This is a genomic window from Parapedobacter soli (assembly GCF_025460835.1).
In the GTDB taxonomy this organism is placed as follows: Bacteria; Bacteroidota; Bacteroidia; order Sphingobacteriales; family Sphingobacteriaceae; genus Parapedobacter; species Parapedobacter soli.
Genome location: NZ_JAMXAY010000085.1, coordinates 1 through 12299 on the forward strand (window position 1 = coordinate 1; position 12299 = coordinate 12299).

11 protein-coding genes and 1 pseudogene are annotated in these 12299 nt (G+C 52.6%); 8 read left to right on the plus strand and 4 right to left on the minus strand.

What is annotated here, in order from left to right:
* The 5 genes and pseudogenes from NGM62_RS20710 to NGM62_RS20730 form a co-directional block, all read left to right on the plus strand.
* Nucleotides 1–223: pseudogene (locus NGM62_RS20710) on the plus strand (integrase core domain-containing protein); the annotation flags it as partial.
* Nucleotides 224–626: 403 nt separating this feature from the next.
* Nucleotides 627–2930, plus strand: coding sequence for a zinc-dependent metalloprotease (locus NGM62_RS20715; protein ID WP_262250226.1), 2304 nt, complete (start codon nt 627–629; stop codon nt 2928–2930).
* Nucleotides 2931–2933: 3 nt separating this feature from the next.
* Nucleotides 2934–3503, plus strand: a complete 570-nt coding sequence (locus NGM62_RS20720; protein ID WP_090622465.1) for a redoxin domain-containing protein — start codon at nt 2934–2936, stop codon at nt 3501–3503.
* Between the two features lie 20 nt (nt 3504–3523).
* A complete protein-coding gene (locus NGM62_RS20725; protein ID WP_262250227.1) occupies nt 3524–6715 on the plus strand; it encodes a SusC/RagA family TonB-linked outer membrane protein in 3192 nt (1063 codons plus the stop codon).
* Nucleotides 6716–6743: 28 nt separating this feature from the next.
* A complete protein-coding gene (locus NGM62_RS20730; protein WP_262250228.1) occupies nt 6744–8141 on the plus strand; it encodes a RagB/SusD family nutrient uptake outer membrane protein in 1398 nt (465 codons plus the stop codon).
* A gap of 45 nt (nt 8142–8186) precedes the next feature.
* Here the strand turns inward: NGM62_RS20730 and NGM62_RS20735 are convergent, their stop codons facing one another.
* From NGM62_RS20735 to NGM62_RS20745, 3 genes are all read right to left on the minus strand, one after another.
* Nucleotides 8187–8627, minus strand: a complete 441-nt coding sequence (locus NGM62_RS20735; RefSeq protein ID WP_262250229.1) for a hypothetical protein — start codon at nt 8625–8627, stop codon at nt 8187–8189.
* Between the two features lie 383 nt (nt 8628–9010).
* A complete protein-coding gene (locus tag NGM62_RS20740) occupies nt 9011–9517 on the minus strand; it encodes a hypothetical protein (RefSeq protein WP_262250230.1) in 507 nt (168 codons plus the stop codon).
* Nucleotides 9518–9740: 223 nt separating this feature from the next.
* The gene (locus tag NGM62_RS20745; RefSeq protein ID WP_262250231.1) at nt 9741–10112 is read right to left on the minus strand and encodes a hypothetical protein; all 372 of its coding nucleotides are present in this window, start codon (nt 10110–10112) and stop codon (nt 9741–9743) included.
* 203 nt (nt 10113–10315) lie between these two features.
* Here NGM62_RS20745 and NGM62_RS20750 point away from each other — a divergent pair, with 203 nt between their 5' ends.
* Complete coding sequence (locus tag NGM62_RS20750; protein WP_262250232.1) at nt 10316–11293, plus strand: hypothetical protein; 978 nt, start codon at nt 10316–10318, stop codon at nt 11291–11293.
* Nucleotides 11294–11469: 176 nt separating this feature from the next.
* Nucleotides 11470–11787: a helix-turn-helix domain-containing protein gene (locus NGM62_RS20755; protein ID WP_262250233.1), complete on the plus strand. Its 318-nt coding sequence runs from the start codon at nt 11470–11472 to the stop codon at nt 11785–11787.
* Here the strand turns inward: NGM62_RS20755 and NGM62_RS20760 are convergent.
* Entirely contained in the window at nt 11784–12116 is a 333-nt protein-coding gene (locus NGM62_RS20760; RefSeq protein ID WP_262250234.1) for a hypothetical protein, read from the minus strand. The genes NGM62_RS20755 and NGM62_RS20760 overlap by 4 nt on opposite strands.
* A gap of 48 nt (nt 12117–12164) precedes the next feature.
* Here NGM62_RS20760 and NGM62_RS20765 point away from each other — a divergent pair.
* Nucleotides 12165–12299 (plus strand): DUF6266 family protein (locus tag NGM62_RS20765; protein ID WP_262249124.1); only part of this gene is annotated, 135 nt, incomplete at its 3' end.

Sequence of the window (12299 nt, forward strand, 5' to 3'; positions counted from 1 at the left end):
GGTGACCGGAAACGGCATCCGGTTAAGCATGGACGGCAAGGGCCGCGCGATTGACAATATTTTCATCGAACGGCTGTGGCGGAGTGTAAAGTACGAACATGTGTACTTGTTTCCAGCTGCAGATGGCCTGGCCTGTTACCAAGGTCTGCAAACGTATTTCGGGTATTACAACAACCAAAGGAGACACCAAAGCCTGGAAGATGAAATCCCCGGTGAGGTCTACCATAGCCTCAAGCAAAAGGAGGTCGCATGAAGCTGAGGAAAACAGGTGCCTCCGGCGGGCGCTCGCCGCGCAGGCAGGTTANCAACCAAAGGAGACACCAAAGCCTGGAAGATGAAATCCCCGGTGAGGTCTACCATAGCCTCAAGCAAAAGGAGGTCGCATGAAGCTGAGGAAAACAGGTGCCTCCGGCGGGCGCTCGCCGCGCAGGCAGGTTATGGTTGATGTTTGGGGGTGGGATAATAGAAATATCTCACTTAGTTTATAAAAAATCTGTCCAACGATTGGGGGGAATTATATTTCTTTGCCTAACCATATCAACAACTAAATGAAGTCAAAATTACGCTTAATGGGATTGCTATGTCCCAAAAATAGCCAATACCGCATAAAACCGCCAATTTTTTTGATGGCAGTTTACACGATCATGTGTTTGGAAGCCCGCGCACAGCGCCCCGAGTCCTCGGGGCCTGTGTTGTCGGGCAACAAATCATTTACCGAAATTATCCCCGCGAATGCCAATTCCCAATACGGAATGCTGAGCGTGCATGAGGTAGGAGGGAAGATCTATTTGGAGATTCCCGATTCACTCCTTGGCCGCGATATCCTGACGATAAACCGCATAGCCAATGGATGGGCGGGTGATAAGCCTTTTGATCCATTCCTCAGTTTCCTCGGTTTCAGTGGCGATCTCGCTAACGAAAGCCTGTTCCGATTCGACAGGGAATCCGATGACGCCATCGTAATATATCCGCTCGATTATTCAAACCGGATTCAGGCTGAAGACGGCAAGCTGGCGTTACCTACCAACGCCGATGTTTTACCCATCCTCCACAGCTTTCCGGTGCTTTGCCGCAACAGATTAGATAACGGTTCGCTCGTGGATGCCACGGATTTCCTATCTGGGGATAATACCATCATGACTTTTTCCGGTTCGCTGCGCCGTAAATTTAAGGTAGGAGCCATGCAGTCGCAGCATTCGGCGGTTTCGGAAGTGGAAGTAACTGATGATCATCTCATAACCACCAGCATCAAAACCTATAGCTACAACAGCGAAACGGTACGGTTTGGTATGCGTTCGGTCTGGTTCCTATTGCCTGTTATTCGGTATGAAATCCGGCAGCCCGATCATCGCGTGGGGTATTATACGCAGTCGGCCACTGACTACAGTAACGCCTATACGCCGCAGCAGGACCTGCGGATGGTAAAACGGTGGCGCATGGAACCGCGCCCGGAGGACCGGGAGGCCTATTTCCGGGGCGAACCGGTCGAACCCGCCAAACCGCTGGTCATCTACATCGATCCGGCCATGCCCGAGGAGTGGGTACCCTACATGATACAGGGCATTAACGATTGGCAGCCTGCCCTGGAGCAGGCGGGTTTCAAAAACGCCATCCGCGGCGAGCGGGTGCCGCCCGGAATGGAAAGCCGGATGGTGGGTGATGCACGTTATCCGATGGTCAGCTATAAACCGAGCCGCGTACGGAATGCAACGGCCGAGCTCGTCACCGATCCCCGCAGCGGGGAGATACTCAACGCACACATCGCGTGGCACCATGGGCACATCCGGAACATCATCAAATGGGGACGCATGATGGGCGCAGTACACCGGCCCATGCTGCGGGGCAATGAAACGGATACGGCCTTTATGGGCGCCATGATCCGAAAAATCATTGCCCATGAAGTGGGCCACGTCCTCGGTCTGGTGCACAATTTCGGGGCGTCGTCCGTGGTGCCCGTGGAAAACCTCCGGGATTCCGATTGGTTGGCCAAAAACCCCATCAGCCCGTCCATTATGGATTACGTGCGCGTCAATTACGTGGCGCAGCCCGGGGATAAGGTGCCGCTACCGGGATTGATTCCCCGCATCGGCCCGTATGACCGGTGGGCCATCGAATGGGGGTACCGCTACCGGCTTTCATCCGGCGATACCCAAGCCGACCGCCAACGGCTGAATAACTGGACAGCGGAAACGGGCGACAGCGGCATGCGCTGGTTCGGCGCAGAGGAACGGCAATCCACCGATCCCCGCTGCCAGGCTGAGGATTTGGGGGACGATCCCATTCTTGCAGCCACGTATGGCATCAACAACCTGCAACGGATGGTGGACAGCCTGACCGTATGGTATCCCCATCCCGGGCAGGCCACCGAAGTGTACCGTGAGGTCATCGGTCAATACGGCAATTACCTGAATTCCGTAACCGCATGGATCGGTGGGAGGTACCACCGCATCCGCACGGCGGAAGGGGAGTGGAATAATGTACGGGTATCAACCGATGACCAGACCCGGGCATTGGAGTTCCTGCGCGACAGGTTCATCACCCCGCCCCGATGGCTGCTGGATAACCCGGCAACCGGACGGATCGGCCTGGACCCCATGGCAGACATCACCAAACTACACGAACGGCTGATGGAGACGCTGCTGGTGAAAGCGGTTGCGGATGGCAGCCCGGATCACCCGGACCGGCTCTGCCGATGGATTTTCGGGCAACCGATAGGCAATCCGGAACCGGACAACCGGTACCGTACATCCCTCCGGTGGACGTTCGCCATGCAGCTCAAAAAGATCGCGTTCCCTGAAAACACGAAGGCCGGGGAGGCACCCACACCGCAACAGCTCGTTGCCCGGGAAACGATTTCAAACCTATGCACCCTCCTGCAACGGGAGGGCGATGAACTGCTTATTAATCAATTACAACACCAAATCTTTTAATGTATGATGAAAAAAATCAAACTCAGTATGGTCATGCTGTTGCTGCTGTTTCAGGCAGGGTACACGCATGCGCAAACCTACTCGGTGGGCGATAGCCTGCCGGAGGAATTTTTCAGTACCGTGCATCCGGCCATGGACCTGACAACCGGCGAATCCACTACCGTCAAGCTGGAGGATTACCGGGATAAACTGGTCATCCTCTATTTCTGGTTTAATGGATGCAGTCCCTGCATCCGCTCCTTCATCAAATGCGATAGCATACAGCCCCTGCTGAAGGGGGAGAATTACGTGGTCATTCCATTTACTTACCAAACCCTGGAAACCACGCAGCGGATATTGAGGCGGTTTCAATGGAACATGACTTCCATCATTGCAGACAGTGTGCTGTATGAAGCATTCGCGGGCCGCAGTTTCCGGAATACGGCCTGGATTAAAGACGGACGGGTGTATGCAACCCCCGAATCGAAATTCCTCACGGCCGAAAACATACGGAAGGTCCTGGCGGGTCATCGCGAAGCGTTTCCCCTGGAAGCCAGGCAACCGCAGCGTGCCGGTAACCAGCCAACCCGGTAACCAAACTAAACCATTTTCATATGAAGACAGCGATAACTTTTACCCTATTCATTTTATTTTCCTGCGGCCCGGTTGCGGCGCAGGAACTGCTCAGCGGAAACGTGACCGATAAAGAGGGCGATCCGCTGCCCCAGACTTCTGTGCAGCTATTGGGCAATGGTAGGACCATCCGGGTAACCGCCAGCGGAAACTTCTCCATCCGCCGCCCGCAGGCACCGGATTCCCTGCTGTTTACCCACGTGGGATATCTCAGCAAAACAGTGCCCATCGATGCCGGCACCAAAACCCTGCGGATCGTGCTGGAAGTGGATCCCGGCATGCTGCAGGAAGTCGAAGTGAACACCGGCTATTACGCCGTGCCGCGTGAACGTGCCACCGGTTCGTTTACGCACATTGATAACGAATTGCTCAACCGCAGCGTAAGCCCCAACATACTCGACCGGCTGGAAGGGATAACCAGCGGCCTGCTGTTTGACCGCAGCAACCTGTCCGGCGAGGACATCAACGGCAAACCGAGGCTGCGGGTAAGGGGGTTGAGCACCATCGAGGCCGATTCGGAACCGCTGATCGTGGTGGATAATTTCCCGTTTGAGGGCGATGTGAACACCATTGATCCGAATGATGTGGAGAGCGTCACCGTGCTGAAAGACGCTGCGGCGGCCAGCATCTGGGGAGCCCGGGCAGGCAACGGTGTCATCGTGATCACCACCAAACACGGACGGTACAACCAGCCGGCACGCATTTCGTTCAACAGCAACATCAACGTCGTTTCCAAGCCGGATCTATTTTACAGCCAGCAATATCTGCCCGCCGCCACGGTGATGGATATCCAAAAGGAACTCTTCGAGCGCGGGGCTTACCGGGAAGATGACCGTACCTTCCTGCCCGGCTACGTGGAGTTGCTGATCAAACAGCGTGATGGCTTGATCGCGGACAACGATTTTAATGCTGCTGAAAACGCGATGAAACAGACGGATCTCCGCCGCCAGTCGCTTCAATACCTGTATCAACCGGCCATAACCCAGCAGTACGGCCTGAGCGTGCGGGGTGGCAGTGAGCGCTACAGCTATTCGTTTTCGGGCGGCTACAACCGCAACCGGGGCGTCAGCGTGGGGAATGGCGATGAGCGGATCAACGTGGGGATGCAGAATAGCTACAAGGCGCTTGAAGGCCTCGAAATAACAGGTGCCATCTGGTATACCAAGCAGTCCGGTAAAAACAATGGCCGGGGGCATTTGAAAGCAGCCTCCATTTACGAAGGTCTTGTGGATGAAAACGGCAACCCTCGCAGCATCATAAGCAGGTACCGCAGCAGTTATCACGAAAGGGCCGAAGAGTCGGGGCTGCTCGATTGGATGGAACGCCCCCTTGACGAGATCAGGCTGAACGATAGCCGGACGAGCGCGCAAACGGTACGTTTCAACGGCGCTGTCAACTACACCTTTTTGCGGGATGTCAAGGCAGCGCTTAGCTATCAATACCTGGTAAGTGAATCGGGTGGCTCTGAATATCACGATAAGGAAAGCTACTATGTGCGCGATTTGGTGAACCGGTTTACCGGTGAGGCAGGAAACCGCGTTATTCCCTATAATGGCATCATGGACTACAACGCAACGTCTGGCGGTCAGGCCCATTCGGGCCGGTTGCAGCTCAATTACAGCAAATCGTTTAGGGATAAGCATGCGGTATCGGTTTTGGGTGGTGCGGAAGTGAGGCAAACAATCACCCGGTTGACACCCGGGGTAACGCTGTACAATTTTGACAAGGATGTATGGACCGGCACAGGCCAACTGGACCACAGCACATGGTTTCCGACCAGACCCAGCGGTTCCTCGTCGATTGCCGCGGGCGTCGGCCTACCCGATAAGACAACCAATAGGTATCTGTCCTATTTCGGGAATGGCAGTTATACCTTCCTGGAAAGGTATACAATGAGCACCAGCATGCGGTGGGATGGAAGCAATCTGCTGGGCGTGAAAGCAAACCAGCGGGGCACGCTGCTTTGGTCGGCAGGTGGCAGTTGGGAGATTAGCCAGGAACCCTTTTACCGGCTGTCGGCTTTCCCCTATGTTAGGCTACGGACTACCTACGGAAGCGCGGGCAACATCGATAAAACACAAAGTCATTACCCAACCATTTCCCTGAACACCAATGGGTATACCTCGCTCACGTATGCAAACCTCACCAGCCCGGGAAACCCATCCCTTCGGTGGGAACGCGTAAATACGCTGAACGTAGGGCTGGATTGGCGGACCAAACAGCAGCGGGTCAATGGCAGTATTGAGTATTACACCAAATGGGCCAATCACCTGCTGGGGTCGGATTTAGTGGATCCTACCCTGGGCATACCGACTTCCCAAAGTTACAAGGTAAATTATGGAAGTCTGAAAACCGTCGGGTGGGACATCCAGTTGAATACCCGCAACCTGACGGGAGCGTTGTCCTGGAACACCACGGCCATGCTAAGCTACAGCCGGAATGAAATTACCCACCTCACAAGGCCGGTGTTGCGCTATGCCTATGAGTTCGTCACGAAGTCTGTTCCCGAAGTAGGGAAATCGGTCGATCTGCTGTATGCTACGCCGTGGAATGGCTTAAGCGCGGATAATGGTCTGCCGGTTGTGTATGTGGATGGCAAGCCGACAACGGAAGTCAGTGCGTATACAAATTACGTTTTAGGGCTTAGCTATGATGAACTGGCTAAGGTTGGAGTGACCGTGCCGCCGTTTTTCGGCTCATTGCGGAATAACATCCAATGGAAAGGGATCAAACTGGATTTCCTGATTACCTACAACTTTGGACACGTGTTCCGCCGAACGTCGATGAGCCCGGGCGACGAATATCTTAACTTACTTATTCCGCGTTACCACATGGATTATTTCAAGCGCTGGGAAAAGCCCGGGGATGAACGCTTCACCGATGTGCCCGCCGCGATTGGGGTAAGCGACCTGGGGATATCTGATTATTACCGTTATTCTGCTGCACTGATCGATAAGGGGGATGTGATCAGGCTACGGGATATCGGTGTTTCCTACACGCTGAATAAAAACACCTTCAGCAGATTGCCGTTCCGGAGTATCAGCCTTTCACTCTATGCGCGTAACCTCGGTATTCTCTGGCGTGCCAACAAATCGGGCGTCGACCCCGAGTTTCCGTCTGCAGACTATCCTGCCCCAAGAAGCTTTGCGCTGGGTTTACAGTTTTCGATTTAATGGAACATCAACTTAATAAAATTGTAAAATGAAATATTTCTTTTTTACGCTGTCCGCGTGCCTGCTGTGTGCCTGCGGGGAAAGTTTTCTGGATACCAGACCTTCGGTAAGGCAGCGCGTCCCTCAGTCGCTGGCAGACTATATCGCGCTCTTGGATAATACGGGCACAATGAGTGTGTCTTCCCATGCCTTGGGTATGATAGGTAGCGACGAACTTTACCTCACCGAACCGTCTTACAATACGTTCCCAACGGGTGTCAATCACAATTACCAAAAAAGAGCCTACACGTGGGAGAAGCGAATATTTGAAGGGAATGAATCGTCTAAGCTGGACTGGAACGACGGGTATAAGCGCATCCTGTGGGCGAATCTGGTATTGGATGGAATCGGCAATTTATCCCTGTCTGCGGGTGACAAAGCGGTTGCGGAACAGGCGAGAGGGATAGCTCTCTTTCACCGGGCATGGAATTACTATAACTTGGCACAGTTGTTCTGCCCGGTATATGAGGAAAGTTCGGCTTCGGAATCGCTGGGTTTACCGCTCAGGCTGGAGCCTGATTTGACCCTCAGGATTGGACGTTCGAGTTTGAAGGATACGTACCGGCAAATTATCAAAGACCTGGAAGTGGCCAAGGAATTGCTTCCGGTCAACGCCGTTACCACCTATAGACCTAATAAGGCAGCTGTACTTGCACTGCTTTCCCGTATTTACCTGCAAATGGATGATTATCAGCATGCGTATGAATATGCTGACCAATGCCTTGCACTGTCCAACGAATTGTTGGATTACAATACGGTAGATGTAAACAAGCCATTGTCATTTACGCCCCTGGCAGTAGGCAATCCCGAAGTGCTGTTTTTGACTACTCTTTCCGGTCAAATGACTATTTATTTACGCATGCTGACTACCACTTATATGCTCGTAGATAATGATCTGTATAACAGCTACGAAGATGGGGACATTCGCCGTGAGGCTTATTTCCTCAAAAACAGCGACGAAAATTTCAATTTTAAAGGGAGCTATGATGCAACGTCGTATTCTTATTTTACGGGGATGGCTACCGATGAAGTATATCTGACCAAGGCGGAGTGTGCAGTAAGATTAGGGGACATTCCAACGGCGCTGGCGGCGGTGAATAACCTACGAAAACACCGCTTTTTGCCAGACACATTCGTGGCATGGGATGTTCGGGATGCCGATGAATTGCTCGATCGAATTTTGGCGGAACGCAGGCGGGAACTGGTATTCAGGGGGGTGCGTTGGGAAGATTTGAGACGACTGAATAAGGAAACCAAATATGCAAAAACACTGACGCGGGTCTTGGGAGATCGTACGTTTACGCTCGAGCCAGGTAGTAATCGGTACATCTGGCCAATTCCGTTGGAAGCAATCCAGGTAGGCGGATACGAACAGAATGAACGATAAAGCAAACCCGGCTGGTACAATGTGCCAGCCGGGTTACAAATTTGGTTAGGGCGCAAGTTCGTGAGAGTATTCCTCAGCCGTTGCTCCCAGATCCAGGAAATCCTGGATGGTGGCTGGGTTTGTGGAATCATTGATCCGACTTTTTAATTCATTATAAGCGGTTTCGTCGGTTATACCCGAAATGTCCAATTTCACCGAGCATACTTTTCCGGAATTGTCCGGGTCACAATCGCCGCTCGGCCGCTGGTCGGTTGGCTGATCGGATACCTGTTGGCTGGCAGGATCCATATCATCCAGTCCATTAATCGTTACCGGAAACCACAGGGTATCCCCTTGGATAGTAAAATCGGTAAGGAATGACTGGGTGTGTTTCTTCAGAAACGTTGACTTGTTTGTGGACGATTCGTTAGCTACACTCACTTGAAAGGCAATGAAGAGCACCGCAACTGACAATACTCCTGTGATTATGTTTTTTATCTTTTCCATAATCGTAAAAGGCATTTTTCTATACGGAAATGCTTACCGTTTAATGTTTGATATAACTATTTGTTCAATAACTGCTTATTAGTCGGTCATCGGCTGACCAAGCCGTGGATGCCCCGGTATCTGGCTCGGAAACATCCCCAATCTTTTCCTCACGGCCCTGCGCCGAAATAAAGCAAACCTGCGGTTACGTGTGGCTATGTGGAAATCCAGTCGACTGACTGGATGTATTGCGTTAATTAGACACATGGCTTTGTTCATAATATTCTTCGATTTACAAAAGCCAAGGTAGGGGGTATTCCATCCCCCAACAGTGTCATATGGCACTGTTTTTCTATGCCATTTGGCACTTCGGAGAAAAACCGCGCAATACGCTCCAACTATTTTTATTCTTTTGTCAGAAACCGGTTAAATTGCCTTTTCGATACGTTGATATGCAGTGCCTGCACCCGATGAGGTATGCGATGAAGAAGCGTTCTATGCATCTCCCTGAACTTCTGGAAGCGCATTTCCGCAGGCATGCCCAGGAAACGGCCGAGTTCGTTCACCTGGCGTTTGTTTTGGAGGGTCAGTGTTTCCACGGCAGTTTGCAGCGTAGGATGACGGTCCATGAGCTGCCACAAGGCAGGATAGGGAATGGCCAGTAAACCGCCGGGTTCCAGCGCCTGTAGGCTGGCCAGCCGGTCTTCACGGTAGTGCAGGCTATCGTGCTGAAAAATCAATTCATGCGGTCGGTAAATGCAGACGCCCTGCTCGTCGCCTGTATCGGCATAGTGGTAGTAGCTGTGCGAAAGTGCGTGCTCAAAAACGAAGGCCTGCCCGGTTTCATAGGGGCCAGCCAGTTCGAAATGCTCGCCGCGCACCACCTCGTAGCGATGGCTCAGGCGTGCCATATCGACGGTCAATGAGGCGTCCGGTCCGCACGACAGCCCCATGCGGGGCCAAAGGTAGCGGCTCAACAACTGTCTTTTCAGAATGGGATCGTCGGCAAGGCGTTTCATTCAATACCCATTTACGGAAAAGCCGCCACCCGACGACTGGGCCAGGATCCGCAGGCACGCACGTCGTCGGGTGTTAGCAATTTGCTGTTGTTTTGATCTGTAGTTGCGCCAGTGGTCAGTACGTAATCCGCACAATGAACCGACCCGTGAAGGAAGTGTTCCGGGCCTCTCCGTCACTGCCTTCAAACTCCTTGATCAGCGTGGCCAGCTTGGCTCCTCGCACCACGGGCTTCTCGTCTTTTTCAAGCACGATGGGTAGCCGGTGCGTAATGGCGAAGTAAACGCCGTCGGCCGCAAAGCGGATGGTCGCATAGTCCAGGTTGTGAAGATAGTCCCGTTGCGATTGATCAAGCGAAAAGCGCTGGGTAACCCAGTCCTCGAAATGGAGGTAAGCAAATTCGGCTTCGTTCCGGATGTCGGGATCCGGTTGGGCGTAGAGGTGGGTCTGCCAGTCCTGTACGCCGATGGATGTGAATGGATACTGCATAAAATATTTGTTTTGATTTACGTTGTCAAAAATGCAAATGATTGATTGTGAACAAAATAAGTGGGAGCCAGTTTGTTGAACGAACAAATAAAAATGCCGAACGAACGGAGGGAAATGCCGAACGAACACTTGTTTTTCTTGAACGAACCGAACGGATTTTTTAGATTTGTTGTATCTGTACTTAAATACTGAACCAAAAAATTATGGAAGAAACCTTTACTCCACAGAATTATCACGATCGTTTGCCCCGCCTTTGGGGTGCTGCCATTGCTGCGTTGGCCGTGGCGGTCATCGGCATGCGAGAACAGTTTCTGGTGCTGGTGGTTGAACACACCTGGGCAGTAGCCGTGGTCTATGGGCTTTCGTTCGCGCTGGCCTGGTTCCTGATCCGGTACGTCGGCGCCCAAACCCGTATTCTGGATCGCTCCCATCCCTGGCTCGACGATGTTTGGAGCCGATTGCTCCACCAATTTTTCCGTGCGGTACTCGTACCCACCCTCATCGTTCTGCTGTTTGCCGTCCTGTTTTACAACCTCTTTTCGGATACGTCCGAACTGAAGGAATCCGGATATTTTTATTCCGACTATCCCCTCTCGTTTCTGCTGCTCATCATCCTCAGTATGTGTTACGCCTTTGCGTACCTGATTGCTTATGTGCGGAATCTGCACGTGGAAGTGGAACGGCTCCGTAAGCTATTGACGATAGAGCGGGAACGGACGGCATCGGTTGAAGCCGTTGAGCCGGAGAGAAACACCGGAACGTATTCACTCGCCGACGACGAAGGCAGCCATGCCATTCCCTATGAAGATATTTGCTATTTCAGGATGTGTATCGAGGAGAACGACAGCGGCAAGCCCGTACGGTTCATTGAGCTGGTGTGTAAAGATGGTAGGAAATTTAAAGCAAAGGAGGATTCGCTTGTGCAGGTAGTACAGCATACGGAAGGCTTTTTCAAACAGGTGTGCCGGCGGTATGTGGTGGGGCAGCATGCCATTGCTGCATGTATGAAGGATAGGGAGTCGGGGAAACTGATGCTAACCCTATCGCCCGATGCCGTGGAAGTGGAACTGAGTATCCGCAACTCAAGCAAGCTGAAAGACTGGATACTCGAACAGGTGAAAACCATTTCCCGTCACGGATCGACGGATATGGAAGCCGAATTGGAAAATTTGGATTCCTGATTGCGAACCGTTATTTTTATCGCCTAATTAACCGTTTGTTTCACAGCCATCTACGGTGAAACAATGGCTGATCCCGGAAATAGATCTGTAGCTCCCGAAAAATGCTTGCTGTTTTTCCCTGGCCTGCCATTGCCCGGATCCGACGCCTGTCGATGGTGCTTTTAACTGAAAGTGCCATGTTAACCAGACTCATGCAGTTACTTTATGAACTTATCAAAGAAGATTTGCGCCCGTTTATCCGTGAGGCGCACGAATACATCCGCGAACGGCGTAATGGCCGTGAACAACCGTTGATGGAGCCGGTTTCCCCGGCGGATGAACATCTATACAACCGCAAAGAAGCCGCAGACTTCTTGCTGGTAGACCCCCGTACGGTAACCCGGTACCGGATCAACGGTAAACTCCGTTTCGTGCGCAACGACGACGGCCGCATCCGCTACCGCCGGGAAGACCTCCATGCCTGCTATTTCTGGAAATGGGGCAAAAAGCCCTAACGGCTGTACAACTGCTCCCTGACCGCTGCCAGACTGCTGCGGGTGGCTTGGCTGTCCGCCAGCATTTGCCGTGCAGTCCGCCTGCTGTACAAAGCAGCGTGGCAGCAGGAAGACCGCCGTTTGGTACGCTGTAGGTGCGCCCATGACGCACAGCGGTTGGGGAGTTTTCCGGGAACATTCAGGAAACAGGTGACAACCGTGTCACCAAAAGGGCGTATCGGTGACAACCTTCCCCGGATCCGGTGACAGCCGGGTGACAGCGCTAGGATACTGATGATCAGCGTCCTATGTTTGCCCCTGTCAGTCAACGTACCGGTACATCGAAACACTGGCAAAGAGTATAAATTGAAGTATTAATTTTTAAATCATTAGAAACAATGGCAAAATTTATCAACGGTGCCAACGGTACCTTTTCCGGAAAAGTGGGTAGCGTGATCGGCGCCAGCTGGCGCGGCATCCACTACCTGCGTGGCCTGGCGAAAAAGAGCAACGTGCCGGCCACGGAAGCACAG